This window comes from Streptomyces sp. CB02366, assembly GCF_001905905.1.
GTDB lineage: Bacteria > Actinomycetota > Actinomycetes > Streptomycetales > Streptomycetaceae > Streptomyces.
This window is the reverse complement of sequence record NZ_LIVT01000002.1, coordinates 387,946-413,785: the sequence shown is the minus strand read 5'-3', so window position 1 is coordinate 413,785 and position 25,840 is coordinate 387,946. Positions and strand designations below refer to the sequence as shown.

Below are 25,840 nucleotides of genomic sequence, written 5' to 3'. Positions count from 1 at the left end.
TCCAGCCCGGCCGACGGTCCTCGGGCCCCGCACGCCCCCGCGTCCGGCCCCGCCGCCGCTCAGGCCGGTTCGACCGCGCACTCGGCGGCGAACTCGCACAGCGCCGCCCGGTCCGCCCGCCCCGTCTTGCTCAGCAGGCTGGCCATGTGCTTCTCCACCGTGCGGGGCGAGATGGACAGCCGCCGGGCGATCTGCTGGTTCCCCGGCCGCTCGGGCAGCAGCACGAACACCTCGTACTCGCGCGGCGTCACCCCGTTGGTCCGCAGCGGGGAGGGGATCCGGTCCCAGCCGCCCCGGTGCTGGCCCACGCTCGCCCCGGCCTGCCGCAGCGCGGCCCGGCACGCGGAGGCGACCGGCTGCACCCCGGCCCCGTAGAAGAACTCCTCGGCCACCCGCAGCCACGCCACCGGCTCGCCCCACCCGTCCGCGCGCGCCGGGTCCGCCGCCAGCCGCAGGCCCAGATGGCGGGCGACCGGGAAGGGCGCGGAGAGCGCGTCGAAGGCCGCCATCAGCCGGGCCGCCCCCTCCGCGTCGCCCTCCCGGCCCAGCAGCACCGCGTCGGCCAGCTCCAGGAACTGCCGGTTCCAGGCGAGGCAGCCCCCCGGGGCCGACCGCGCCTCCTCCAGCTCCGCCCGGTCCGCCGCGCCCGCCAGCACCCGCAGCAGCGGGCGCAGCCCGTACCGCCCGCTCAGGTAGTAGTAGCTCGGGTGGTCCGCCTCCCAGGCCAGCGCCTCGTCCAGGCTCGCCGCGGCCCGCTCCCGGTCCTCCTCCAGGAGCGCCCCGAACCCCCGGCACAGCCCCGACCGGAGCGGCACCAGCAGCGACTGCTCGCCCCCGGCCCGCCGGAACGCGGCCAGCGCCCGGTCCATCTCCCGCCGCCGTCCCCGGTGCGCGGCCATCGTCGCCCCGGCCAGCAGCAGATAGCGGTGGGTGGACAGATCGCCGACCCGGGCGCTGGCCTCCGTCGAACGGTCGATGATCTCCTGCGCCTCCTCCCACCGCGCGCACATCACCGCGTTCATCGCGAGCAGCCCGTCGACCGTGCGGGTCAGCCGCAGCGCACCCAGATCGGTGGCCGCCGCCCGCGCGGACAGCAGGCGGGAGGCGTCCCCGGTCCGCATGAAGGCGTTCGCCCCCAACCGCACCAGCGCCTCCACCCGCCAGACCGGCAGGGCGTGTTCGGTGGAGATCGACAGCATCCGCTCCAGCGCGGCGTCGGCGGCGTCGAACCCCTCCTCGCGCCGCAGGAGCGCCAGCAACTGCCAGCCCTGGCAGGCGACCTGGGGCAGCCCTTCGGCCTCGGCGGTCTCCGCGGCCCGCTGGACGGCCCGTCCGGTCTCCGCCGGGCCTCGGTCCGGCCGCCCGTGCCCGGGCAGCAGCGCCAGGTGCCCGTCGACCACGGCGAGCGCCGCCCGCGGGCCGGGCAGGGGGGAGGGGCCGAGCAGATCGCGGGCGGTCCCGGCCTGGCGCGCGGCGTCGGCGGTGCGCTCGGCCATGACCGCCGCCCAGGCCAGCTCGATATGGATCCGGCCGCGCCGGGCGGCGGCCTCGGAACGTGCCAGGACCGGCGGCAGCGCGTCCGCCAGCGCCAGCGCGCCGTCCAGGTCGCCGCCCTCGGCGCGGGCGACCGCCAGCGACTCGGCGACGGCGGCCCGATCGGTCTCGGCGGCCAGCGGGTGCGCCCGCTCCAGCAGCACCACGGCCGAGCCGTGCGCCCCCGAAGCGAGCATCCGTCTCCCCGCCTCCGCGAACTGGCGGGCCGCCCCCGCCCGGTTGCCGGCCGCCAGTTGCAGCGCGGCGACGAGCTGCCGCCCGTCCTCGTCCAGTGGCTGCCCGGAGTGCTCGACGGCTTCGGCGGCGCGACGGGCCAGGGACGCGCGCTCGGCCGGGGCGAGCGAGGAGATCAGGGCCTCGGCGGTGAGCGAGTGCCGGAAGGTGTAGCGGTCGGGGGCCGCGCCGTCGGGGGCGATGACCCCGGCCTCCACCGCCGACCGCAGATGCGTGAACAGGGCCCGGTCCTCGAACCCGGTGACGGTCTGGAGCACGGACACCGAGAACTGGCTGCCCAGCGTGGCCGACGCCAGTAAGAGGTCCCGCACCGGGTCGTCCAGCCGCTCCAGCCTGCGGGCCCAGCTGCGCACGATGTCCGAGGGGACCGGACCGCCCTCCTGCTCCACCGCCGCCCACCCGTCGCCGGTCCGCCGGAGCCGGCCGGTGTCGAGCAGGTCCGCGATCAGCACCTCCAGCAAGTACGGGTTGCCCGCGGCGCGTTCGGCCAGTCTGCGGTGGACCGGCTCGGGGATCTCCTCGGGTCGCGCCTCCAGGCACGCGCCGGTCAGCGCCCGCACCTGCGCGTCCCGGAGCGGTCCCATCTCCCGTACGGCCGCGACCTGTCGGCGCTCGGCGGAGCGTACGAGGTCCAGGGCGGCGCCCGGTTCGGGACGGAGGGTGCCCAGGAGCAGGATCGGCAGGTCCGCCAGGTTGTCGATGACGTACTCGACGACCGCGATGGTCTCCGTGTCGCAGTCGTGCAGGTCCTCCAGCAGGATCGCGCAGCCCGCCTCCCGGCCCAGTACGGACAGCAGCCGCAGCAGCGCCTCGGCCAGCTCCACGACCGTCTCCGGATAGCCGGGGGCGCCGCCCCGCCGCCACTCCGGGACCAGCCTCGCCAGCGCCGGATGGTACGGCGCCAGCTCGGGATCGGTCGGGGTGCCGGCCGCCCGGAACCGGGACGCCAGCGCCTCGGCCAGCGGGCGGAAGGGGACGACGAGACCGGTGGAGGTGGCCCGGCCGCGCAGCACCGGCATCCCGAGCCCGTAGGCCCGGTAGGCGCACTCGCCCACCAGCCGGGACTTGCCGATCCCGGCGTCCCCGAGGAGGAACAGCGCGCGCCCCGAACGCCGTCGCACGGCGTCCAGGGCGCTGCTCAGGAGTCCGATCTCCTCGTCCCGCCCGACGATGACCGGCGAAGTGGCTCGCATGGCCGCAGATTACTGGAGCGACAACTCCCAGGGCAGCGGGCCGATTCGGCTCAATTACCGTCGAGTTGGCCGGATTCGTTCACCAGGGGGCCGTCATGGTGGTCCAGGGCAGGTCGTGGCTGTAGCCGCTCTCGCCCTCCGAAGCGCTGAGGAGTCTGCTGCGCGCACCGAGGCCCCCGGTGGCGCCCAAGGAGATCTGGCCGGCCGGGTGCTCGGGGGAGCCCTCGTGCGCGATCTCGCCGGACGCCTGCAGGGCCGCTTCGCCGAAGTGCTTCATCTCTGCCTCATCCTCTGGTGGTGGGTGGTCGTCGGACGCTGGAGCGTGGTCTGCTTCGGTGGGACGGCGGCGTGCGGAACCGCCGTACGCCGGGAGCCCCGGTGGGCGGGGCCGCGGTTCAGGGGGCGCGGGAGGGGCGCAGAAGCAGGGCGGAGCCGATCCGTTCGGGGAACCCGGCCCGCAGCAGCCCGTGGCCGATGCCCGAGAGCCCGGTGAGCAGCCCCGGGTGCGGTACGCGGCCGGGCGTCCCGCACTGCGGGCCCGTCCGGTCCGCCGAGGCCAGCAGCGCCCCGGCCCGGCGCATCCACGCGGATCGCGCGGTGGGCGCGGCCCGGTGGCCGAGGAGTTCGAGCAGACCCGACTCCCCGTGGCACAGGCTGTCGTCGGCGAGCGGGTCGAGGTCCGCCGACGCGTGGGCGTGGTCCGCCAGCCAGCCGGACAGGGCGGGGTCCGTGAGGGCGGGCGGGCTGTCCGCGATCGCCAGCGCGACCCCGGCCGCCCCGTCGCACCAGGCGGGCCCCCGGACCGGCTCGGCGGTCGCCGAAACGGTCGCCCGGCGCAGGGCCCGCAGCCCGGCCGCCCGGAAGCGGGCCTCACCGCCGGCCCCGGCGAAACGCAGCAGCGCCCAGCCGATGCCCGCCGCCCCTTCCGCGAAGCCCCCCGTCCCCGGGAGCGGGGCGGCGACGAGCCGGTCGGCGCACCGCACGGCGCCCCGCCAGGCCTCCGGGCGGCCGGTCGCGCGATGCACCGCCAGCATCGAGGCCAGCCCGCCCGCCGCACCGCCGCGCACCCCGTACCCGCTCTCCGCCGCGCTCGCCGCACAGCACAGCCGGACGGCGGGGCCGACCAGGTCCAGCACCTCCCGGTCGCCCAGCAGCGTGCCCACCTCGGTCAGCGCGTACGCGATGCCGCCGAGGCCCGCGAAGGCGCCGGACCCCAGGGGGCCGAGTTCGTCGTCCCGCCCGTGGAGGGCGTCCAGCAGTCCCGGGACCGGGTCCAGGGCCTCACGGGCGGTCTCCGCGTACCGGGACACGCCCGTGAGCGCGGCGAGTTGGGCCAGGAAGAGCGCGGGGCCGGTGTAACCGGCCGCCAGGTCCGCCGCCATCGGCGTGAGCCGCCAGTAGCGCTCCCCGAGCAGTTCCAGCCCGATCCAGTTGGTGCGGCTCCCGTGCCGGTAGGCGAGGGAGACCAGCTGGTCGCCCACCGACCGTGCGGCGGACAGCAGCTGCTCGGGCTCCGGCGCCCGCTCCGCGCTCCGCTTCCGGCTGCCCGCCCCCGCCCGGTGCGCGGGCTCGGGCGAGGTGCTGACCATGGCGGCCCGGATGATCCGCTCCTGGTCCTGCCGGTCCACGGTGTCCATCGCGCGCACCTTCGCCTCGACCCGCGCGAGCCCGGAGGAGCCGTCAAAACCGGCGGGGGGCGAAACCGTACGGCCGGTGCCGCTCCACAGTTCCGTACCGCCCGGCCGGGTGGCGAACACCGGTACGTCACCGCTCCACAGCTCCGCGATCTCCTCGTCCTCCACGCCGGGCAGGGCGGGCGCGCCCAGGAGAGGGGTGCGCAGCAGCGACAGCACCTGGTGCCGTTCGGCCGCGTCCCGCATCAGGTCGGGGTGGGTCGACTCGTCCAGCAGCGTCGTGTACGTCCAGGTCGGCCGGGGGACGACCCGCACCTCGTCCCGGGCGAACAGGCTCAGCAGCCCGTCCGCGCCGAGGAGTTCGTCGCGGTGCTCGCCGATCGCGGTGTACCCGGCGCTGAAGCCGCCGCACAGCGCGTCGGTGTACGCGGACGGGTCGGCGGCGACGCCGCCCCGCCGGGGCCGGTTGGCGGACTCCGCGAAGCGGCCCGCCCGCCGCACCAGCCGCATCCGGTCGGTCCCGGCGTCGGCCCAGTCGGCGGTCGCGACGGGCGACGAGGCGGCGCGGCCCCCGCCGATGGCGGACATGTCGAGCGCGGTCGTGTCCCCGACCAGCAACTGCGGCAGCAGGCCCACCCGGTGGACCGAGTCGTGCAGGGCGCGGGCGGCCGGGTCGGAGGAGCGCGCGGGCCCCAGCGGCGGGTGGAACAGGGTCTCCACATCGACCAGGACCGGGTGCGGGCCGCAGGCGATCAGGTTCTCGTGGTGCAGATCCGTACCGTCCAGCGCGTGCAGCAGGGCCAGCAGGGCGCCCTGGCGCCAGTAGAACCGCCGGGTCTCCGCCGCCGTGGCGCAGGGCCGCTCCTCGACGAACTCGGCCCAGCCGTACTCCCCCCGGTCCAGCACGCGCGGCACCCGCAGGTCGGGGGCGCCGTCCAGCGAACCGAACCAGTCGGCCACGGTGTTGAAGTGCCGGTGCGCCGCGAGCGGACGCGGCTTGTAGACCAGCCGGCCGCCCCCGGCGAACCGCAGCAGCATCACCGACCGGCCCCCGCGGTGGCTGTCGCCCGCCCCCGCCTCGACGCCGATGAGCGCCCCGGGCCCGGCGTCCGTGCCGAGTGCGCCGTCAGGAGAGCCGTCGCGGTCTCCGAACACCCCTGCCGGACCGAGGAGATGGCGGTCGGCGGCGAGCCGGGCGGCCATCTCCGCGAAGGCGTCCTTGGTGTTGAGGCAGGTCGTGGCCAGGAGGCGGGCCAGTACGGGGTAGGCGGTGACGAGCGGGCCGAGGCCGTCGCGGCGGGCGGTCAGCCGGACGAAGTCGCGGAAGCGCTCCTCGGGCCCCTCGCCGCTCAACCGACCCTGCTGTCGTGCCCCGTGCAGTTCGGTGACGAGCGTGCGCGCCGCGATCCGGGAGAGGCGGCGCGTCAACTGCCGCCGGAAGTCGGCGAGTACGAGCGAGGACGCGTCCACCGCGGAGCCGGTCGCGGGAAGTCCGCCCCGGGCGGCCCCGGGGGTGGCGCGCCCGCCGTCCCCAGCCGCCCCGTCCGAGGAAGCCCCGTGTGCCGGTGCCCCGCCCGCCGACACCCCGGCCGTCACGGAGCCGGTCGTCACGGGGCCGCCCGTCACGGCGTCGGCCCTCATGGGACCGGAGGCCGTGAACGCGGCCCGAAGCCGCTCGGCCGCCGCCTCGACGAACGGTGCGACGATCGGTCCGAAACCGCTCAGGCCGGGGTAGGGGCGGGCGGCGACCACCACGTCGCGCGGAGCGGCGGCCACGGCCTCGCGGGTGAAGGCCGCCCAGGCGGGCTCGCCGGAGGACCGGCCCCCCACGAGGCCGGGCAGCCACCAGGGTGCTCCGGCCCGGTCCGCGAAGGGGGAGAGGGCGGGGAGAGAGGGCCGGGCGGGCGGGGCCGCGGGGGACGCGGCGGCGGGGCGACGGCTTGTGCCTCTGTCGATCAGGTCCTTCTCCGTCACCGCTCAGCACCTCCCCGTTCCCGGTCGCCCCGGTCGGGCGGCCCGCGTCCATCGTGGCGGGGGAGAGGGTACGGGCGCATGGGGGCGTCGCCCCCATCTTTCGCCCCCCGGCCCGCGGCGGCGCCCCGGCCGCGGATGCCGGCCACCCGCCGGGGGATTCGAGGAAAGGCCGTTTCCCACCTGCCGTGCGCCCTCGGGTTGCTGCTCGACGGGGCTCCCGCGCGTGCGGGACGAGGGCGAGAGCGTACGGGGGGCTGTAAGACCGCAACGGACCGTTCCGGGCGACAGAGACCCGAGCCGCCGTCCGGCCGACCGGCCGGGCCGCCGGCCCCGCCACCACCACCGCCGGCCTCACCTCACCGAACGCTCCGGCCGGGCAGCCCCAGCAGGAGCCGCCGATGCCGAGACCTCCGCGCCCCGGAGTCGAGCCGCCGCCTGCCGGGCGACGGCGGCAGCTCGACGAGAGGCCTCAGGGCCGGGCCAGCTTCTGGAAGAGCGCGTCGATCTCCCCCCGGTCGGCGACCAGCGGGAGGGTGTCGAAGGTCAGCTCCCACTCACCGTCCGGGCCGAAGCGCTCCACGATCCCGAACGGGATGTCCTCGCCCTTCGCTCCGGAAGCCGTGCCGTGCCACTCCACGTAGGCCGTGGTCCTGCCGAAGGCGGCCTGACCGGCCTTGAAGCGGACGTCCGCCGTTCCGAAGAACCGCTGGAGGTAGGCCCGCTTGCCGGCTTCCGTCCTCAGCGGAGCGTCCAGCCCCGGCCCGGACAGCCGGGCGTCGCCCAGGCGGGCGAGCAGGGTGTCCGCGTCCTCCCCGTTCCACGCCGCGAGGCGGCCCGGGATCTCCTCGGCCCTGAAGCGCTCGGGCGCCGGGCCCCGGGAGGGAGCCGGGCCGGAGTCCGCGACACCGTCGAACAGCCCCCGGGGCGCCAGCTCCGGGACCGTGTCCCGGAACAGCACGTGGCGGTCGTAGTAGCGGCGGGCCTGGAGGGACTTGCCGTCGTCCCCGAGGACGTTGCGCGCGATCTGGGGGTAGGCCACCTCGCGGCCTTTCACCGTGGCCTCGTTCCACTGGCCGAACATCACGGCAGCCCCGTCGGCCACCACGTCCGTGCCCCGGTACCGCAGGTCGGGTACCAGTCTCAAGGAGCCGGTGATCGAGGTGCCGATCACGGTGCGGCCGCGCTGCGGGGCGCTGCCCGCCTCCCAGAGGGTGGCGTCCTCGTCGAAGATGTCGAGGTAGGCCCTCACGCGGGGATGGTCCAGGTCCCCGACAGCCGGAGGAGCGGCGGTCGGCATTTCACCGAAGGCGATCTGGCGCCGCATGAACGCGCAGGCGTTCGGAGTGATCCGGCCCTCCAGCCGCTCGACCCCGGCCCGCACGTCCGGGCAGTCGCCGTGAGCGGCGGCCCTCTCTCCGCCCGGTAGCGCCGCCGCAGAGGTCGCCACCCCTGCGACGACCGCCACCACCACGGCTCCCACCACACCACGCCGACGCGCGAACATCCCGTACCTCGTCTCGTCCCGCCCGATGCGGCCCGTCGCCGCCCGTGCGACCAACATGCCCGGTCGCCGGGGCCGGGGTCGATTACCTCCCAGGTCATAGCCGAGGTCAGAGGGGGCGCCCTCTCTCCGCAGTCAGTCAGCCAGCCAGACGGGCGGGCAGCCAGCCAGCCAGGCAGCCAGGCAGCCAGGCAGTCAGGCAGTCAGGTGAGCGGGCGGGCCGTCAGGGCGCGGTGCGCCGTGGCCGGGCGCCGGTGGCCGCCCCGCGCCGGCTGATGCGGCGGCGCGCACCAGGGGCGGCCGGCCCGATCGGCGAGAGGGTCCGTACCCGTGGAGCCGTCCGTCCCCGGGCGCCGGTCCCGGACCGGCTCACCCCCTCGGCGCCGCCGTGGAGCCCCGGATCATCAGTTCGGCCGCGATGGTCGCGATGCCGCCCGGCGGGGGGTTCTCCTTGCCCATCGCGAGCCGCCCGGCCCGGGCCCCCGCCTCGAAGAGCGGCAGCCGGACCGTCGTCAGGGCCGGGACCGCGTCCACCGAGAACGGCAGATCGTCGAAGCCCGCGACCGAGATGTCCTGGGGGATGCGCATCCCCTGATCCCGTACGGCGGCGCACGCGCCCAGCGCCACGGTGTCGTTGGCGGCCACGATCGCGGTCACGTCCGGTGCCCTGCGCAGGAGTTCGAGGGTGGCTTCGTAGCCGGAGCGCCGGTCGTAGGGGCCGTGCACGGTGAGCCGGTCCTCCTCCCCGACGTCCCCGGAGCCCGTCGGGTCGGGTGTGATTCCGGCCGTGCGCAGCGCCTCCCGGTGCCCCTCCAGGCGGTGCCGGGTGGTGGTCCGTTCCGGGGGCCCGGCGACGTAGCCGATCCTGCGGTGGCCGAGCGAGAGCAGGTGCTCGGTGAGCCGCCGGCCCCCGCCCCGGTTGTCGAAGGCGAGCGCGGCGACGAGCGCGTCCCCCTCGGGCAGCGGGGGCCGCCCGCAGAAGACGATCCGGGTGCCCGCGTCCGCGAGCTTCGCCAGTTTCGCGGCGATCGCCGCCCGGTGCGCCGGGAGCTCGACCGCGCCCCCCGTGAGGACGACGGCGGCGGCGCGCTGGCGCTGGAGGAGTGTGAGATAGGTGAGTTCGCGCTCCGGGGAGCCCCCGGTGTTGCAGATGACGGCCAGCTTCTCGCCGCCCGCCCGCCCCGAACCGTCCCCGGGGCCGCCGATCTGCGTCTGCGCCGCCCCCGCCATGATCCCGAAGAACGGGTCGGCGATGTCGTTGACCAGGATGCCGACCAGGTCCGACGTGGCCGCCGCGAGGGAGCTGGCGGGCCCGTTGAGCACGTAGTCGAGGTCGTCCACCGCACGCAGGACCCGCTCCCGCGTCGAGGCCGCCACCGGGTAGTTGCCGTTCAGCACGCGGGAGACGGTGGCGGGCGACACCCGGGCGCGCGCCGCCACATCCGCCAGGGTGACTGTCATCGCTGTCCTCCGTGGAGATGCCGTGCGGCCCCCTCTTGTCCGGCCGCTTGCGGCAGGCTAGCGTCATCCCCGATAGAAAGCGCTTGCTACCGCTGTATGGAGGGACTTTCGTGACACGCAGGACAGTGCGCATCGCCATGAACGGCGTCACGGGACGCATGGGATACCGGCAGCACCTGGTGCGCTCGATCCTCGCCATCCGCGAACAGGGCGGTCTCGATCTCGGCGGCGGCGATGTGGTGTGGCCCGAGCCCGTGCTCGTCGGCCGCAGGGCCCACGCCCTGGAGGAACTCGCCGAGCGCCACGGCCTGACCGAGTGGTCCACCGACCTGGACGCCGTCCTGGCGGACGACACGGTCGAGGTCTACTTCGACGCCCAGGTCACGTCGGCCCGGGTGGAGGCGATCAGGAAGGCGATCGCGGCGGGCAAGCACGTCTACACCGAGAAGCCGACCGCCACGGACCTGGAGGGCGCCCTCGACCTGGCCCGGCTCGCCCGGGACGCCGGCGTCAAGAACGGCGTGGTCCAGGACAAGATCTTCCTGCCGGGCCTGCGCAAGCTCAAGCGCCTCATCGACGGCGGCTTCTTCGGCGAGATCCTGTCCGTGCGCGGGGAGTTCGGCTACTGGGTCTTCGAGGGCGACTGGCAGGAGGCCCAGCGCCCCTCGTGGAACTACCGCGCGGAGGACGGCGGCGGCATCGTCGTGGACATGTTCCCGCACTGGGAGTACGTGCTGCACGAGCTGTTCGGCCCGGTCGCCTCCGTCACCGCCCACGTGCGGACGCACGTTCCGCGGCGGTGGGACGAGCGGGGCGAGCCGTACGAGGCGACCGCCGACGACGCCGCGTACGGCATCTTCCAGCTGGCGAGCGGGGCCGTCGCCCAGATCAACTCCTCCTGGACGGTACGGGTCAACCGCGACGAGCTGGTCGAGTTCCAGGTCGACGGCGTCCACGGCTCGGCGGTCGCCGGACTGCGCAACTGCCGTGTCCAGCACCGCTCGGCGACCCCCAAGCCCGTCTGGAACCCGGACCTCCCGGTCACCGAGTCCTTCCGCGACCAGTGGCAGGAGGTCCCGGACAACCAGGAGTTCGACAACGGCTTCAAGGCGCAGTGGGAGCTGTTCCTGCGCCACGTGGTCCTGGACGAGCCGTACACCTGGGACCTGCTGGCCGGCGCCCGGGGCGTCCAACTGGCCGAACTGGGGCTGAAGTCCTCCGCCGAGGGCCGCCGCTTCGACCTCCCGGAGCTGACCCTGTGACGTACCGCCCGACCGCGCGGCGCCCCGACGGGGAGCCGCTGCCGTGACGACGACCACGCTCCACCTCCCGCAGGGCCCCTACACGCCCCGCGCCACCCCGCTCGACCTGGCCCCGGGGGCGGTCGCGCCCACCTCCCGTACCGTCTTCTCGGCCGCGCACGTGGTCGCCGACCCTTGCGCGGACATCGCGCCGGGCGACCCCGCGGCCGTCGACTGGGAGTCCACGCTCGCCTTCCGCCGCCACCTGTGGGCCCACGGCCTGGGCGTCGCGGAGGCCATGGACACCGCCCAGCGCGGCATGGGCCTGGACTGGGCGGGCGCGGCCGAACTGATCCGCCGCTCCGCCACCGAGGCGAAGGCGGTGGGCGGCCGGATCGCCTGCGGCGTCGGCGCCGACCAGCTGCCCGAGGGCGCCGCGCCCACCCTCGCGGAGGTCACCGCCGCGTACGAGGAGCAGTTGGCGCTGGCCGAGGAGCACGGCGTCCAACCCATCCTCATGGCCTCGCGCGCCCTGGCCCGCGCCGCGCAGGGCCCGGAGGACTACCTCGCGACGTACGCCCACCTCCTGCGCCAGGCGTCCGAACCGGTGATCCTGCACTGGCTGGGCCCGATGTTCGACCCGGCCCTGGAGGGCTACTGGGGAAGCGCCGACCTCGACGAGGCCACCGACACCTTCCTCGGGGTGATCGCCGAACACCCGGACAAGGTCGACGGCATCAAGATCTCCCTCCTGGACGCGGCCCGCGAGATCGACGTCCGCCGCCGCCTGCCGGGCGGAGTGCGCTGCTACACGGGCGACGACTTCCACTACCCCGAGCTGATCGCGGGCGACGAACGCGGCTTCAGCCATGCCCTGCTGGGCATCTTCGACCCGCTGGGCCCGCTGGCCGCGCATGCGGTGCGGGTGCTGGACACGGGGGACTCCGAGGGCTTCCGGGCCCTGCTGGACCCCACGGTCGAACTGTCCCGCCACCTCTTCCAGCCCCCCACCCGCTTCTACAAGACGGGCGTGGTGTTCCTGGCCTGGCTCGCCGGTCACCAGGACCACTTCACGATGGTGGGCGGACTCCAGTCGGCCCGCTCGCTGCCGCACCTGACGAAGGCGTACGAACTGGCCGACGGACTCGGCCTGTTCCCCGACCCGGAGCTGGCGGCGCACCGCGTGCGGGCCCTGCTCGCCGTCCACGGAGGCACCCGGTGAACCACCACCTCTCTCGCCTGAGTATCAATCAGGAGACCGTCAAGCAGTGGTCGTTGGAGGAGCTGGCCGAGGGGTGCGCCAAGGCGGGCATCGGCGCGGTGGGCCTGTGGCGCGCCCCGGTGCAGGCGTACGGCGTCGAGCGCGCGGCGCGGCTCCTGTCGGCTGCCGGGCTCACCGTCACCAGCCTCTGCCGGGGCGGTTTCCTCACCGCCCTCGACCCCGCCGAACGCGCCCGCGCGCTGGACGACAACCGGGCGGCGATCGACGAGGCGGCGGCCCTGTCCACCGACACCCTGGTCCTGGTCTCCGGCGGCCTCCCGCCCGGCAGCCGCGATCTGCACGGGGCCCGCGAGCGGGTGGCGGACGCCCTGGGGGAGCTGGCCCCGTACGCCGCCGAGCGCGGTGTGCGCCTGGCGATCGAGCCCCTGCACCCGATGTACGCGTCCGACCGCTGCGTGGTCTCCACCCTCGGCCAGGCGCTGGAGCTGGCGGAGCGCTTCCCGGCCGAGCGGGTCGGCGTGGTCGTCGACACCTACCACCTGTGGTGGGACGACCGGGCCCCGGCCGAGATCGCCCGGGCGGGGGCGGGCGGGCGCATCCACTCCTTCCAGTTGGCCGACTGGATCACCCCGCTCCCGGCGGGCGTCCTGCTGGGCCGCGGCCAACTGGGCGACGGAAGCGTGGACTTCCGTGCGTTCCGGCGCGCGGTGGAAGCCGCGGGCTTCGACGGCCCGATCGAGGTGGAGATCTTCAACGAGGCGCTGTGGGCCCGCGACGGGGCGGAAGTCCTCGCGGAAGTGGCGGACCGCTATCTGCGACATGCCTGCTGAGAGCCCTGCGCCGGGCCGGGGGTAAAGAGATCGCAAAGGGCTGCAACCTTTGGGTACCTTCCCGGGTCACACAGGGCGTCGGGACTTCCGGGGAGGGGTCCGGGGGGAACGGGAAGGCCCGACGGGAGGGGAAAGCGAGGGGGGTCCGGCCGCGAGGCCGGGCCCCATTCCGCTTTCCGCCCCCGCATCCGCCGGAGAGCCGCCGGGCGGCCCGGAGGCCGGGCCGCCCGGCAGGCACGGTGTTCCCGCCCGGGGCCGCCCGGCGGGCACCGGGCGGCCCGGGGTCACAGCGCGAGCATCGCCCGCGTGGGGACGCCCGCGTCCGCGAGGGGGCGCAGGGCCAGCCGGATGAGCGCCAGCGCGTTGTCGTCGCCCGCGATGCGGTTGGCGCTGAGCCGCCCGCACGCGAGGCAGTGGTGGATGAGCATCCACTCGCCGTCCTGTCGCACGGACAGGCTCAGCGCCGCCATCCGCCCCCGGCACCCCGCCGCCCGGTCGCCCGGCACCCGGCCGTCCACGTGCAGGCTGACCAGGCAGGACGGGCAGTGATTACGGTGCGCGGTGCCCGGGGCCGCGAGGGGCACGTCGAGTCGGCACCCGACGCACCGGAACGCGTCGCCGCGCGCCCCGGCGGGGCCGTGCAGCACGTCCTTGGGCCGCTGCGGACGGCGCTCCGAGGACCGCCGGGGTCTGCGTCGCGTCATCGGAGCCTCCCGCCCGGAGCGCGTCCGCCGGCGCCCGTGACGCCGAGGGGACCGGCCCCGGCTCCGCCCGCCCGGTTCACAGGTCACCGAAGGCTTCGAGCGGAAACGGCGGCTGGGCCAGCGGACGTACGGCCATCCGCATCAGGATCAGCTGGTTGTCGTCCCCGCAGACCGGGTTCGAGGTCAGCTCGTCGCACCGGGTGCAGCGGTGGACGACCATCCAGTCGCCGGTCCGCAGCACCGCGATCGAGATCGGGGCCATCCGGCCCTCGCAGTCGGAACGGCCGCCCTCGACATGGTCGACGAGGTGCTGGGAGTGCAGGCAGCTGGGGCAGTGGTTGCGCCGGCTGCCGTCGGGCGCGTACGCGGCGACGGTGAGTCCGCAGCGGACGCAGGTGAAGGTGGACAGGGAGGACATCGGAGAGGGGGAGGGCATGGCTGAGCGGTGCTGGGGGTTGTCGTGTGACACCCGGATACTCCTTGCCGAAGGTGAGGAACGAAGCAGCAGGGAAGTACCGAGCACCCTCGCGTCGGAGGTGTGTGCGCGTGGAGCGGAGCCGGACGGCTGTGCGATGCCAGCCGGTCGTGAGGTGTCAGCAGTCGGTCGCGTACGGCGGCCGCGGACGGTCAGGCCCGGTCGCCCCGGCGCCACAGGCGCGACGAGGGAGGCTCGGAATCACTGGCCGGGGCATACATCAACTGCTTTCCAGGGCTCACGCCCACAGGTCACCCGCGGTCGGATCCGCGGTCGAGGAGCGAGCACCGTAACAAGGTCCCCGCGCGACCGGCCACCGAATTACGCGTGGGGCGGAGGGGCCGGGCGACGGCCGGGGCGACCGGAGGGCTGGAGGGCTGGAGGGCCGGGGCGGCCGGGGGGCCGGGGCCGTCCGGAGGCCCGGGGCGTCCAGGAGACCGGGAACGGGGTGCCGGGGCGGCCGGTGAGCACGGCGGCCCCGGGGCGGGGCGGACGGCCTCCCGTGCGGCCCCCGTCCGGAGTGAGTGGTCTGCCGCCTCCGGGGTACCCGGCGCCCATGGCCACCTCGAAGCGTGTAGCTCTCGCACCCCGTGCCGTACGGCAGTTGCGGCGGATCCGGCCGGTCTACCTCGGCGGGATGCTCATCTCCCTGCTGGTTCTCGTCCTCCAGGCGGACCGGGACGCGGGCGGTCGGCAGGCCGAGATCGCGGGGGTCTTCCTGCTGGCGTTCACGGCGCTGTTCGCCCTGACGGCCGTGCAGTTGCGGCGGCACGAGCGGACCGAGCACTGCAGTACGGCGAAGAAGCTGACGCCGTCGGTCTGAGGCTCCGCGCCGGCGGCCGGCCGGGACCGGCTCCGGCCCCTGTACCGGCCCCCTCGCCGGACCGGGCGACTTCCCCCTGGCCGCCGCCTCAGCCCCCCAGCTCCGCAAGCCGCCTCAGCGCGTCGTCCGCCGTGGTCCGCTCCTCCGCGTCGAGTTCGACCCGCGCCGCCGCTTCCAGCAGCCCTGCCGCTCGCTCCACCTCGCCCATCCGCTGGGCGATGTCCCCGCGCAGGACGAGCAGCCGCAGCCTCTGCACGGGGGTGGGGGACACGTCCGTGAGTCCCAGCACCCGGTCGATGATCTTCGCGGCGCCCGGCAGGTCCTGCTTGGAGTCCGCGAAGAGGTCCGCGAGGTGCAGGGCGCGGGCGAACGTCTCCTTCGGAGCGGGCCGGTGGCCGTGTTCCCCGCCGATCGGCTGTCCGATCCGGAGCGTGTTCCCGGTCGGGTCGGTCATCAGGAACTGCCGCACGCCGTACGACATGTCCTTCAGCGGCCCGATGCGCGGCAGCCCCCGCGTCGGAACCCGCCCGCAGGCCGCCTTGAGCCCGGCCCGGAACGCCGCGTGCAGACCGTCCACGTCATCGGTGAGGACATAGCACCCGGAGTGGGAGGAGGCGGGCTCGTAGTCCTTCATGCCGTAGAGCTGGAGCTCGACCGAACCCCGTTCGACCACGGCGTACGCGTACGGGCTCTTCTGCAGGTACGTCGTCCGGAAACCCAGGGCGGTGTAGAAGCCGACCACGGACTCGATCAGGGAGGACCGGCAGGGAAGCATCGGGATGGTCGTATCGGCCATGCTCGCACTCTAGTCAAGTTTGAATACTGTGGTCAATGGAGAGATGGTGGCTGCGGGCCGCCTTCAGGAATGAAAATTCCCGCCGTCGCGAGACGTTTTCCCAGGTGAGGAGCGGCGGCACAGGTCTAGACCGAATGACCCCTTTACGCCCTCCCCCGCCCATGCCTTACTCATGACATGTTCATGGCCACCTGCCCATCGGGTGGCCATGGGTCTCTCCCGTCCCCGTGCCCGGAGGTCGCCATGTCCCGTGCTCCGTCCCGACGACTCAAGAGATCCACCAGGGCCCTGTCGGCCGCCGCCGCACTCGGCGGCGCCGTCGCGCTGATCCTGACCGGCGCGGGCCCGGCCTCCGCCGCGCCGCCCGCCCCCGACCAGCCGGTCCGGCAGGGGCACGCCTGGATGGGCGCGGGCACCCGTATCGAGCAGGGCCCCGCATCCGCGGCGGCGGGCGTGACGCCGATGGACACCAGCGGTGTCCAGGGCATCGACGTCTCCCACTGGCAGGGGACGATCAACTGGGGCTCGGTGAAGGCGGCGGGCATCGACTTCGCCTACATGAAGGCCACCGAGGGCACCGGCTTCAAGGACAGCAGCTTCAACGCGAACTACACCGGCTCCTACAACGCCGGCCTGATCCGGGGGGCGTACCACTTCGCCCGCCCCGACATCTCCAACGGGGCGACGCAGGCGGGCTACTTCGCGAGCAACGGCGGCGGCTGGTCCAGGGACGGCAAGACCCTCCCCGGTGTGCTGGACATCGAGCACAACCCGTACGGGGCCATGTGCTACGGGCTCTCCACGACGCAGATGCGCACCTGGATCAACGACTTCTACAACACGTACAAGGCCCGCACCACCCGGGACGTCGTCATCTACACGACGGCCTCCTGGTGGAACACCTGTACCGGCAACTGGACCGGTATGGCGACCAAGTCGCCGCTCTGGGTGGCGCATTGGGGCACCACCAGCCCGAACATCCCCAGCGGGTTCCCCACGTGGACGATCTGGCAGTACACGGCCACCGGGCGGGTCTCCGGAGTCTCCGGCGACGTGGACCGCAACAAGTTCAACGGCAGCATGACCCGGCTCCAGGCCCTCGCCAACAACACGGCCTAGCCGTATCGAGCCGCGGCGTTGGCCACGCTCGTGATCAATGCACCTGGGGCGCCTTCGCGCGGCGGCCGGGTGAGCCGCCCCCTCCGGCTCGCCCGGCCGGCACCGCGCCCCCGTCGAGCACCGTCCCGCCCCGAACGCCCCGGCGAGTCCGTCGCCCCCACGCCAGGAGACAGTCGTGAACCCTTCCCCGCCGTCCCGTCGCCGCCTCCTCCTCGCCGGGGCCGGCGGTCTGGCCGCCGCCGCCCTCCCCGGCACGGCCCACGCCCTCGGCCGCTCCCGGGACGTCGTCGAACCGGACATCGACGGCACGGCCCAGTGGAGGGCCCGTGCGCCGCAGGGCCCGATCGCGCTGGTGGGGAAACGGCCGACGATGATCGTCGTGCACCACACGGTCAGCGCCAACACCTCGGACCTCTCCCGCGCCCAGGCCCACCGCCACGCCCACTGGGTGCAGGACCTGCACATGGACAAGAACGGGTGGAGCGACACCGGTTACCACTTCCTCGTCAGCCGGGGCGGCTGGATCACCGAGGGCCGCCACCAGAGCCTCGGCACGCTGCGGGGCGGACGGGACTTCGTCATGGGCGCGCACACCTCGGGCCAGAACGGCGTGGGCCTCGGGATCGCCAACGAGGGCGCGTACCACGACGGCGCACAGCCGCCGAGGGCCCAGTGGGAGGTCCTGGTGGCGCTGTGCGCGTACGCCTGCCACCAGTACGGCATCGCCCCGGCCCGCATCTACGGCCACAAGGACTTCGGCGACACGCTCTGCCCGGGGGTGCTGCACGACAAGCTGCCGCAACTGCGCAGCGAGGTCGCCGCGAGCATGGGCTGAGCGGAGGCCCCGCGCCGGGTCGTGCGCGTCGCGGAGAGCCGCGGGGCGAGCCCCGAAGCCCTCCTGCCGGACCGAACCGGACCGGGGCGGGCGGGGGAGCCGGGCCGGACGAGAAGTACCTCGGACAGGCGGGGCGCACCGTCCGTACCCGCGAGAGCTCCGACCGCCGGGTGGTGGCCCTGCGCAACAGCCCCGGCAACCGGTCGAAGGCCGTCGCGTTCTTCGGCCCGTACTCCTCGTTGGCGTAGGTGATCCGCTCCGGGACCCCTTCGAGGACTTCCTCGGCACCCTGCGCGCCACCGTGGACACGCTGTTGGCGAACGAGTACGGAAACGGCGGACCGCCCCTCCCTGTCGTCCGACGCCCGCCCGCACCTGTCCCGCCGCCTCCGTCTCCCCGGAGACGGCCGGGGCGAGCCCGGCCGTCCCGGCCCGGCCCCCGCTGTCGGCGCCACCCGGTAGCGTCGGGTCATGTCCAACATGGCCGTCCTCGAAGGGGTCCTGGAGCGGATCACCTACGCCAACGAGGAGAACGGGTACACGGTCGCGCGCGTCGACACCGGACGCGGAGCCGGCGACCTCCTCACCGTGGTCGGCGCGCTGCTCGGCGCCCAGGTGGGCGAGTCGCTGCGGATGGAGGGCCGGTGGAGCTCGCACTCCCAGTACGGCAAGCAGTTCACCGTGGAGAACTACACCACCGTGCTGCCCGCCACCGTCCAGGGCATCCGGCGCTACCTCGGCTCCGGGCTCATCAAGGGCATCGGGCCGGTGATGGCCGACCGGATCACCACCCACTTCGGCGTCGAGACCCTCGACATCATCGAGAACGAGCCGAAGCGGCTCGTCGAGGTCCCCGGCCTCGGCCCCAAGCGGACGAAGATGATCGCCGCCGCCTGGGAGGAGCAGAAGGCGATCAAGGAGGTCATGGTCTTCCTCCAGGGCGTCGGCGTCTCCACCTCCATCGCCGTCCGCATCTACAAGAAGTACGCGGACGCCTCGATCTCCGTCGTGAGGAACCAGCCCTACCGGCTGGCCGCCGACGTCTGGGGCATCGGCTTCCTCACCGCCGACAGGATCGCCCAGGCCGTCGGCATCCCGCACGACAGCCCCGAGCGGGTCAGGGCCGGGCTCCAGTACGCCCTGTCCCAGTCCTCCGACCAGGGGCACTGCTACCTCCCGGAGGAACGGCTGATCGCGGACGGCGTCAAGCTGCTCCAGGTCGACACCGGGCTGGTCATCGAGTGCCTGGCCGAGCTGGCCGCCGACCCCGAGGGCGTCGTACGGGAGAAGGTGCCGTCCCCCGAGGGCGGCGAGCCGGTCACGGCGGTCTATCTCGTCCCGTTCCACCGGGCCGAACTGTCCCTTGCCGGGCAGGTGCGACGGCTGCTGCGGACGGAGGAAGACCGGATGCCGGCCTTCCAGGACGTGGACTGGACCAAGGCGCTGGCCTGGCTCGCGACGCGTACGGGGGCCTCGCTGGCGCCCGAGCAGGAGGAGGCCGTACGCCTCGCGCTCAGCCGGAAGGTGGCCGTCCTGACCGGCGGACCCGGCTGCGGGAAGTCGTTCACCGTCCGGTCGATCGTCGAGCTGGCCCGGGCGAAGAAGGCCAAGGTGGTGCTCGCCGCGCCCACCGGGCGGGCCGCCAAGCGGCTCGCCGAGCTGACCGGGGCCGAGGCGTCCACCGTGCACCGGCTGCTGGAGCTGAAGCCGGGCGGGGACGCGGCGTACGACCGGGACCGCCCGCTCGACGCCGATCTGGTCGTCGTCGACGAGGCGTCGATGCTCGACCTGCTCCTCGCCAACAAGCTGGTGAAGGCGGTGGCACCCGGTGCCCACCTGCTGCTCGTGGGCGATGTCGACCAACTGCCCTCGGTGGGCGCGGGGGAGGTGCTGAGGGACCTGCTCGCGGAGGGCGGGCCCGTCCCCGCCGTCCGGCTCACCCGGATCTTCCGCCAGGCCCAGCAGTCCGGCGTCGTGACGAACGCACACCGGATCAACGAGGGGAAGCCGCCGCTCACCGACGGGCTGAGCGACTTCTTCCTCTTCGTGGAGGACGAGACGGAGGAGGCGGGCAAACTCGCCGTCGACGTGGCGGCCCGCCGCATTCCGGCCAAGTTCGGCCTCGACGCCCGCCGTGACGTGCAGGTCCTCGCCCCGATGCACCGGGGCCCGGCCGGGGCGGGCCGACTGAACGAACTGCTCCAGCAGGCCGTCACCCCGGGCCGCCCCGACCTCCCCGAGAAACGGTTCGGCGGGCGGGTCTTCCGGGTCGGCGACAAGGTCACCCAGATCCGCAACAACTACGACAAGGGCGAGAACGGCGTCTTCAACGGCACCGTCGGCGTCGTCACCGGCCTCGACCTGGACGAACAGAAGCTCACCGTCCACACCGACGAGGACGAGGAGATCGGCTACGACTTCGACGAGCTGGACGAACTGGCCCACGCGTACGCGATGACCATCCACCGGTCCCAGGGCAGCGAGTACCCGGCCGTCGTCGTCCCCGTCACCACCGGCGCCTGGATGATGCTCCAGCGGAACCTGCTCTACACGGCCGTGACGCGCGCCAAGAAGCTCGTCGTCCTCGTCGGGTCGCGTAAGGCGATCGGCCAGGCGGTCCGCACGGTTTCCGCAGGCAGGCGCTGTACGGCGCTGGATTTCCGGCTCCGGGGCGGCTCGGGAGAAGACTTCGCGTGACCCCTGGGCGAAAATGATCGATCAAAACGGTGGGAAACATCACGGAGGTCTTCCGGAACCGCAGGCGAGGGGGCAGGATGAGTAAGTTGGCGGCACTCAGTGCCGCCAGTAGGTCCAATGGACGACCCCGAGTGCACTCTCCTGAGCCGAATGGGGGAGGGTGGAGACAGTCAGGGCACCTCGAAGAAGAGGCACTACGTCGGTGAGGGATGACGTGAGCGAGCAGACCAACAACGCTGTAGTACTGCGGTACGGCGATGACGAGTACACCTACCCGGTGATCGACAGCACCGTCGGCGACAAGGGCTTCGACATCGGGAAGCTCCGGGCCAATACCGGCCTGGTGACGCTGGACAGCGGATACGGCAACACCGCCGCCTATAAATCCGCCATCACGTACCTCGACGGTGAGCAGGGCATCCTGCGCTACCGCGGCTACCCGATCGAGCAGCTCGCTGAGCGCTCGTCGTTCCTCGAGGTCGCGTACACCCTGATCAACGGCGATCTGCCGAAGGTCGACGAGCTGGCCGCCTTCAAGAACGAGATCACCCAGCACACGCTGCTGCACGAGGACGTCAAGCGGTTCTTCGACGGCTTCCCGCGCGACGCCCACCCGATGGCCATGCTGTCCTCGGTCGTCAGCGCGCTGTCCACGTTCTACCAGGACAGCCACAACCCGTTCGACGAGCAGCAGCGCCACCTGTCGACGATCCGCCTCCTGGCGAAGCTCCCGACGATCGCCGCGTACGCCTACAAGAAGTCGATCGGCCACCCCTTCGTCTACCCGCGCAACGACCTCGGGTACGTCGAGAACTTCCTGCGCATGACCTTCTCGGTCCCCGCCCAGGAGTACGAGCTGGACCCGGTCGTCGTCTCGGCGCTGGACAAGCTGCTCATCCTGCACGCGGACCACGAGCAGAACTGTTCGACCTCCACCGTGCGCCTGGTCGGCTCCTCGCAGGCGAACATGTTCGCCTCGATCTCCGCCGGCATCTCCGCCCTGTGGGGCCCGCTGCACGGCGGCGCCAACCAGTCGGTGCTGGAGATGCTGGAAGGCATCCAGGCCAACGGCGGCGACGTCGACTCCTTCATCCGCAAGGTGAAGAACAAGGAGGACGGCGTCCGCCTGATGGGCTTCGGCCACCGGGTGTACAAGTCCTTCGACCCGCGCGCCAAGATCATCAAGGCTGCCGCGCACGACGTGCTGTCCGCGCTCGGCAAGTCCGACGAGCTGCTCGACATCGCGCTCAAGCTGGAGGAGCACGCGCTCTCCGACGACTACTTCGTCTCGCGCAACCTCTACCCCAACGTGGACTTCTACACCGGTCTGATCTACCGGGCCATGGGCTTCCCGACCGAGATGTTCACCGTGCTCTTCGCGCTCGGCCGCCTTCCCGGCTGGATCGCCCAGTGGCACGAGATGATCAAGGAGCCGGGTTCCCGCATCGGCCGCCCGCGCCAGATCTACACCGGCGAGGTCCTGCGCGACTTCGTCCCCGTCGAGGGCCGCTGACCCGGACCCCGTACCGCGGGAGCCGGCACCGCCGGATCCCTCGCCGCCCGTAGCGCCCGGCCTCTTCGGCCGGCCGCCTTCGCCCCGCGTACCGCTCTTCGCACAGAGAGTGGTGTCCGGGGCGATTCGGCGTTCCGGGGGACGGGCGGGCGCTCCGCCCGGGGCCGGGGCCCCGCCCCGCCCCCGCGCTCGTACCGGGCGGGAAGGGCTCGCACCGGGCCGGAAGAAGCGAGAAGCGCCCCGCCGTCGATCCCCCCACGGGTCGACGGACGGGGCGCTTCCCATATCCCGGAGCGGATTCCCCCCACGGGATCCGGCCGGGCGTCTGCCGGGAGCCGAAGCCCCCGTTGTTCTGTTGTGCCGCGATCTGCCGGGGAACGTACGCACGGGAGGGCCGCTCAAAGCTCCCCGGTGCACGTGCCCCGGCCAACGCATGCATGCCATCGGGAGCGTCCCCCAAGACACTCCGTCGGACGTCCCCCAAGACATCCTTGGCAGTCGCACTCTAAGACTCGCGAACCCGCTGGATGGTTACCCTGAAACCAGTGTGATCTAAGTCTCTTTGTGGAAGTTACGTGAAGGCACGCAACCGGAGGCTGTTCGTGACGACGAACACGGACGAAAACGCCATGGCGGCTCCCGCGATCATAGGGTTGAGCAGGCCACTTGCAGCCAGGGGCAAGGCCGCGACGTTGCACCCGAAGGCCCAGAAGAGGTTGCCCCTGATGGTGGCAAGGGTACGCCGGGACAGCCGAATCGCGTCAGCCGTCACCTTGAGATCTCCACGAACCAGTGTGAGGTCGCTCGCCTCGATCGCCACATCCGTCCCGGTACCCATCGCCAGCCCCAGATCCGCCGTGGCGAGGGCGGCGGCGTCGTTGACCCCGTCCCCGACCATCGCGACGACCCGGCCCTCGGCCTGAAGGCGCCGTACGACCTCCACCTTCCCCTCGGGAAGCACCTCCGCGTGTACCTCGTCGATGCCGACCTCGCGGGCCACGGCATCCGCCACCGCCCGGCTGTCGCCGGTCAGCAGCACGGGCCGCAGACCCAGGGCGCGCAGTTCGGCCACGGCTTCGGTGCTGGTGTCCTTGACCGCGTCGGCGACTTCGAGCACCGCGCGCCTCTCCGTCCCAGGCCACCGTGATCGCGGTGCGCCCGGCGGCCTCGGCCGCCTGCTTCGCCTCGGCGCGGCGGGTGGTTTCGAGGACTTCGGGGCCTTTGATGAGGATGCCGAGTTGGGCGCCGCGTCCGGTGCCGACCATGAGGGCGGTGGGGGTGGCGAGGCCGAGGGCGCAGGGGCAGGCGATGATGAGGACGGCGACGGCTGCGGTGAAGGCGGCGGTGAGTCCGGCGCCGTTGCCGAGCCAGTAGCCGAGGGTGGCGAGGGCGAGGGCGATGACGACGGGGACGAAGACGGCGGAGATGCGGTCGGCGAGGCGTTGTGCGGAGGCTTTGCCGTTCTGGGCGTCTTCGACGAGTTGGGCCATGCGGGCGAGTTGGGTGTCGGCGCCGACGCGGGTGGCTTCGACGACGAGGCGTCCTTCGGCGTTGAGGGTGGCTCCGGTGACGGGGTCGCCGGTGGTGACCTCGACGGGGACGGATTCGCCGGTGAGCATCGAGGCGTCCACGGCGGACGAGCCCTCCACCACCGTCCCGTCCGTCGCGATCTTCTCCCCGGGACGGACGGCGAAGCGATCGCCGACGACGAGCGTGCTCGCCGGGACGCGGACCTCCCTGCCGTCCCTGAGGACGGTGACGTCCTTGGCGCCCAGGCCCATCAGCGCCCGCAGCGCGGCCCCGGACCTCCGCTTGGCGCGGGCCTCCAGGTAGCGGCCGAGCAGGATGAACGTCACGACCCCGGCCGCCACCTCCAGGTAGATCGTCGAGCCGGCGTCGGCGCGCGGGACGGTCGGGTCGAACCCGTGGCGCATGCCGGGCATGCCCGCGTCGCCCAGGAACAGGGCCCACAGCGACCAGCCGAACGCGGCGAGCGTGCCGAGCGAGACCAGCGTGTCCATGGTGGCCGCACCGTGCTTCGCGTTGGTCCAGGCGGCCCGGTGGAAGGGCAGCCCGCCCCAGACGACGACGGGCGCGGCGAGAGTGAGGCTCAGCCACTGCCAGAAGTCGAACTGGAACGCCGGGACCATGGCGAGCAGGACGACGGGGACGGCCAGCACGGTCGAGACGACGAGCCGCTGCCGGAGCGCGGCGAGGGAGGCGTCCTGTCCGGCTTCCGCCTCCTCCGCGACGGGCGCGGGTTCGCCGACGGCGTCCGGGACCGTTTTCGCCTGACCGCCGGCGCCGGCGCCGGCGCGGCTGTCGGTGTACGCGTCCGGGGCCGGGCGGGCCGTGTAACCGGTCTTCTCGACCGTGGCGACGAGGTCCCCGATCGCCGGCCCCGCCCCGAAGGTGACGCGGGCCTTCTCCGTCGCGTAGTTCACCGTGGCGGTGACGCCGTCCATCCGGTTGAGCTTCTTCTCGACGCGGGCCGCGCACGAGGCGCAGGTCATCCCGCCGATGATCAGCTCGGCCTCGGAGGGGTCGGCGGCCGGGAAGTCGGCTTCTGCTGTGCTGGCCATGACCGGAACTCCTGAAACAACGCGGATCGGGCCTTGCCCCACCGGTATCGGCTGGTGGGGCAAGGCCCGACGACGGGCGGGGCGGTGCGGTCGTGAGCCGCGGACCGTCTCAGGCGGCCGGGCCGATCAGCTCGTACCCGGCCTCGTCCACGGCGGCACGCACGGCGTCCTCGGCCAGGGGGGCCTTGGACGTGACGGTGACGAGGCCGGTGGAGGCGACGGCGGTGACCGAGGTGACGCCGGCGATCTCGGAGATCTCCTCCGACACGGCGCCCTCGCAGTGGCCGCAGGTCATCCCCTTGACCTGGTACACCGTGGTGACGGCGTCGGCCCGGCCGCTCTGCGCGTCGGTCGCGCCGTCGTGGCAGGAGCCGGTGGGCGAGCAGCAGGAACCGGTGGACTGGGGGGTCTCGGTCTCGGCGTTCATGGCGTTTCTCCTCTTCGCGAACACGTTTCGGCGGCATGGCGGGACGCGGGGGCCGCACAGGTCCCTGGGGCGTCCCGTCTGCTCGATACTATACCCCTAGGGGGTATGAATGCGGCAGGGTGGGGCCGTGTGCGTGCGGCGGCGCGGGAGGCGCTACGGCTCCTGCGGGGCGGGGCTCGGTGAGTCGTCCCCGACCAGGGGGGCCAGGTAGCGGAACAGTGCGGCCTTCAGCTCCCGGACGTAGGCCGCGCGCTCCTCGCCCTCGTGGGCCATGATCAGGTCCAGTCCGGCCTTGAAGATCATGAAGATCATGTCGGCGACGCGGTGGACCTGGGCGGCCGGCGTGTCCGGGAGGTGGGCCGCGAGCACCGACTCCACCCGCGTCAGCATCGTGGCGTGCAGCGTGTCGTGCTCCTCGGTGATCCGCCCCGGGATCTCCGAGCCGTGCATCAGGACCGAGAACGCCGGGTTCTCGCAGTTGAAGGCGATCAGCGGATCGAGGACGGCGTCCAGCATGCGGTCGAGGGGCTGCTCGATCCGGCTCTGGTCGAAGGCCGCCCCGTAGGTCTCCCGCCAGCGGGCGAGGAGCCGGTCGCCCAGCTCGACGGCGATGGCCTCCTTGTTGGGGAAGAACTGGTAGAGCGTGCCCGGCGACACTCCGGCCTCGCGGGCGATGGCGTTGGTGCTGGACGCGGTGTAGCCGTTGGCGCAGAAGACGCTGGCGGCGGCCCGGAGCAGTTGGGCGATGCGGGCCTCGCCCCGGGCCTGGCGGCGGCGGGGGCGGGCGGAGCCCGCGGGTCCGCCCGCGGCCCCGGCGGTTCCCCCGACGGCCTCCGCGGCGGCTTCCGGGGTGGGTGCGCCGCCCGCTCCGCCCGTCGCGGCGCTCTTGTCGGCTCTGGCCTCCGGCACGGTCGATCCCCAGCTCTCATGACGCGATTGACAAACACGAGTGCCCGCTCGCATTCTGGAGGAACGCGAGCGACTACTCGTGTTTGCCACGATAAACGGCAACGGCCGACCCATGCT

At 73.5% G+C, this 25,840-nt stretch carries 18 protein-coding genes and 1 pseudogene; 8 read left to right on the top strand and 11 right to left on the bottom strand.

The genetic code is table 11. The features are described from left to right. Nucleotides 1-59: 59 nt before the first annotated feature. The 5 genes from AMK24_RS07325 to AMK24_RS07305 all read right to left on the bottom strand — a co-directional run bounded on the left by AMK24_RS07325 (nt 60) and on the right by AMK24_RS07305 (nt 9,551). Nucleotides 60-2,981 carry a helix-turn-helix transcriptional regulator gene (locus AMK24_RS07325; RefSeq protein ID WP_073766257.1) on the bottom strand — a complete coding sequence of 974 codons (2,922 nt, stop codon included), beginning with the start codon at nt 2,979-2,981 and terminating at the stop codon, nt 60-62. Nucleotides 2,982-3,060: 79 nt separating this feature from the next. Further along, nucleotides 3,061-3,258: a hypothetical protein gene (locus AMK24_RS07320; protein WP_073766255.1), complete on the bottom strand. Its 198-nt coding sequence runs from the start codon at nt 3,256-3,258 to the stop codon at nt 3,061-3,063. Between the two features lie 118 nt (nt 3,259-3,376). After that, nucleotides 3,377-6,589 carry a type 2 lanthipeptide synthetase LanM family protein gene (locus AMK24_RS07315; protein WP_073766253.1) on the bottom strand — a complete coding sequence of 1,071 codons (3,213 nt, stop codon included), beginning with the start codon at nt 6,587-6,589 and terminating at the stop codon, nt 3,377-3,379. Between the two features lie 469 nt (nt 6,590-7,058). Next, a complete protein-coding gene (locus AMK24_RS07310; protein ID WP_143203694.1) occupies nt 7,059-8,150 on the bottom strand; it encodes a hypothetical protein in 1,092 nt (363 codons plus the stop codon). Nucleotides 8,151-8,459: 309 nt separating this feature from the next. Continuing rightward, a complete protein-coding gene (locus tag AMK24_RS07305) occupies nt 8,460-9,551 on the bottom strand; it encodes a LacI family DNA-binding transcriptional regulator (RefSeq protein ID WP_073766249.1) in 1,092 nt (363 codons plus the stop codon). A 110-nt stretch (nt 9,552-9,661) separates the two neighbouring features. On the opposite strand from AMK24_RS07305, the gene AMK24_RS07300 reads away from it, so the two are divergent. Genes AMK24_RS07300 through AMK24_RS07290 form a run of 3 tightly spaced genes read left to right on the top strand, consistent with a single transcriptional unit; the run spans nt 9,662 to nt 12,844 of the window. Beyond that, the gene (locus AMK24_RS07300; RefSeq protein WP_073766247.1) at nt 9,662-10,813 is read left to right on the top strand and encodes a Gfo/Idh/MocA family protein; all 1,152 of its coding nucleotides are present in this window, start codon (nt 9,662-9,664) and stop codon (nt 10,811-10,813) included. A gap of 43 nt (nt 10,814-10,856) precedes the next feature. Then, nucleotides 10,857-12,014 carry a dihydrodipicolinate synthase family protein gene (locus AMK24_RS07295; protein ID WP_073766245.1) on the top strand — a complete coding sequence of 386 codons (1,158 nt, stop codon included), beginning with the start codon at nt 10,857-10,859 and terminating at the stop codon, nt 12,012-12,014. Beyond that, entirely contained in the window at nt 12,011-12,844 is an 834-nt protein-coding gene (locus tag AMK24_RS07290; protein WP_073766243.1) for a sugar phosphate isomerase/epimerase family protein, read from the top strand. Before AMK24_RS07295 ends, AMK24_RS07290 begins: the two co-directional genes overlap by 4 nt. 284 nt (nt 12,845-13,128) lie before the next feature. Here the strand turns inward: AMK24_RS07290 and AMK24_RS07285 are convergent, their stop codons facing one another. Beyond that, nucleotides 13,129-13,548, bottom strand: coding sequence for an RNHCP domain-containing protein (locus tag AMK24_RS07285; RefSeq protein ID WP_073766241.1), 420 nt, complete (start codon nt 13,546-13,548; stop codon nt 13,129-13,131). A gap of 76 nt (nt 13,549-13,624) precedes the next feature. Continuing rightward, the gene (locus AMK24_RS07280) at nt 13,625-13,984 is read right to left on the bottom strand and encodes an RNHCP domain-containing protein (protein ID WP_073766709.1); all 360 of its coding nucleotides are present in this window, start codon (nt 13,982-13,984) and stop codon (nt 13,625-13,627) included. Between the two features lie 595 nt (nt 13,985-14,579). On the opposite strand from AMK24_RS07280, the gene AMK24_RS07275 reads away from it, so the two are divergent. Then, entirely contained in the window at nt 14,580-14,846 is a 267-nt protein-coding gene (locus AMK24_RS07275) for a hypothetical protein (RefSeq protein ID WP_073766239.1), read from the top strand. 88 nt (nt 14,847-14,934) lie between these two features. Here AMK24_RS07275 and AMK24_RS07270 read toward each other — a convergent pair whose 3' ends face one another. Then, entirely contained in the window at nt 14,935-15,642 is a 708-nt protein-coding gene (locus tag AMK24_RS07270; RefSeq protein ID WP_073766237.1) for a bleomycin resistance protein, read from the bottom strand. A gap of 243 nt (nt 15,643-15,885) precedes the next feature. Between AMK24_RS07270 and AMK24_RS07265 the strand changes: the two genes are divergently transcribed. From AMK24_RS07265 to AMK24_RS07250, 4 genes are all read left to right on the top strand, one after another. Then, on the top strand, nt 15,886-16,761 hold the full coding sequence (locus AMK24_RS07265) for a lysozyme (RefSeq protein ID WP_107427357.1): 876 nt from the start codon (nt 15,886-15,888) through the stop codon (nt 16,759-16,761). Nucleotides 16,762-16,936: 175 nt separating this feature from the next. Beyond that, nucleotides 16,937-17,596, top strand: a complete 660-nt coding sequence (locus tag AMK24_RS07260; RefSeq protein WP_073766235.1) for a peptidoglycan recognition protein family protein — start codon at nt 16,937-16,939, stop codon at nt 17,594-17,596. Between the two features lie 470 nt (nt 17,597-18,066). Next, nucleotides 18,067-20,292: an SF1B family DNA helicase RecD2 gene (gene recD2, locus AMK24_RS07255; protein WP_073766233.1), complete on the top strand. Its 2,226-nt coding sequence runs from the start codon at nt 18,067-18,069 to the stop codon at nt 20,290-20,292. A 214-nt stretch (nt 20,293-20,506) separates the two neighbouring features. After that, nucleotides 20,507-21,805: a citrate synthase gene (locus AMK24_RS07250; protein ID WP_030121245.1), complete on the top strand. Its 1,299-nt coding sequence runs from the start codon at nt 20,507-20,509 to the stop codon at nt 21,803-21,805. A gap of 571 nt (nt 21,806-22,376) precedes the next feature. On the opposite strand, the pseudogene AMK24_RS07245 reads toward AMK24_RS07250, so the two are convergent. From AMK24_RS07245 to AMK24_RS07235, 3 genes and pseudogenes are all read right to left on the bottom strand, one after another. After that, nucleotides 22,377-24,387, bottom strand: a pseudogene (locus AMK24_RS07245) (heavy metal translocating P-type ATPase). Between the two features lie 109 nt (nt 24,388-24,496). After that, on the bottom strand, nt 24,497-24,814 hold the full coding sequence (locus AMK24_RS07240; protein WP_073766231.1) for a heavy-metal-associated domain-containing protein: 318 nt from the start codon (nt 24,812-24,814) through the stop codon (nt 24,497-24,499). A 153-nt stretch (nt 24,815-24,967) separates the two neighbouring features. Then, the gene (locus tag AMK24_RS07235) at nt 24,968-25,723 is read right to left on the bottom strand and encodes a TetR/AcrR family transcriptional regulator (RefSeq protein WP_073766229.1); all 756 of its coding nucleotides are present in this window, start codon (nt 25,721-25,723) and stop codon (nt 24,968-24,970) included. Nucleotides 25,724-25,840 lie beyond the last annotated feature (117 nt).

Coding starts and splice junctions, on each gene's coding strand:
- AMK24_RS07325 (WP_073766257.1), bottom strand. CDS start 2,981: ATGCGAGCCACTTCGCCGGTCATCGTCGGGCGGGACGAGGAGATCGGA.
- AMK24_RS07320 (WP_073766255.1), bottom strand. CDS start 3,258: ATGAAGCACTTCGGCGAAGCGGCCCTGCAGGCGTCCGGCGAGATCGCG.
- AMK24_RS07310 (WP_143203694.1), bottom strand. CDS start 8,150: ATGTTGGTCGCACGGGCGGCGACGGGCCGCATCGGGCGGGACGAGACG.
- AMK24_RS07305 (WP_073766249.1), bottom strand. CDS start 9,551: ATGACAGTCACCCTGGCGGATGTGGCGGCGCGCGCCCGGGTGTCGCCC.
- AMK24_RS07285 (WP_073766241.1), bottom strand. CDS start 13,548: ATGACGCGACGCAGACCCCGGCGGTCCTCGGAGCGCCGTCCGCAGCGG.
- AMK24_RS07280 (WP_073766709.1), bottom strand. CDS start 13,984: ATGCCCTCCCCCTCTCCGATGTCCTCCCTGTCCACCTTCACCTGCGTC.
- AMK24_RS07275 (WP_073766239.1), top strand. CDS start 14,580: ATGGCCACCTCGAAGCGTGTAGCTCTCGCACCCCGTGCCGTACGGCAG.
- AMK24_RS07270 (WP_073766237.1), bottom strand. CDS start 15,642: ATGGCCGATACGACCATCCCGATGCTTCCCTGCCGGTCCTCCCTGATC.
- AMK24_RS07265 (WP_107427357.1), top strand. CDS start 15,886: ATGTCCCGTGCTCCGTCCCGACGACTCAAGAGATCCACCAGGGCCCTG.
- recD2 (WP_073766233.1), top strand. CDS start 18,067: ATGTCCAACATGGCCGTCCTCGAAGGGGTCCTGGAGCGGATCACCTAC.
- AMK24_RS07240 (WP_073766231.1), bottom strand. CDS start 24,814: ATGAACGCCGAGACCGAGACCCCCCAGTCCACCGGTTCCTGCTGCTCG.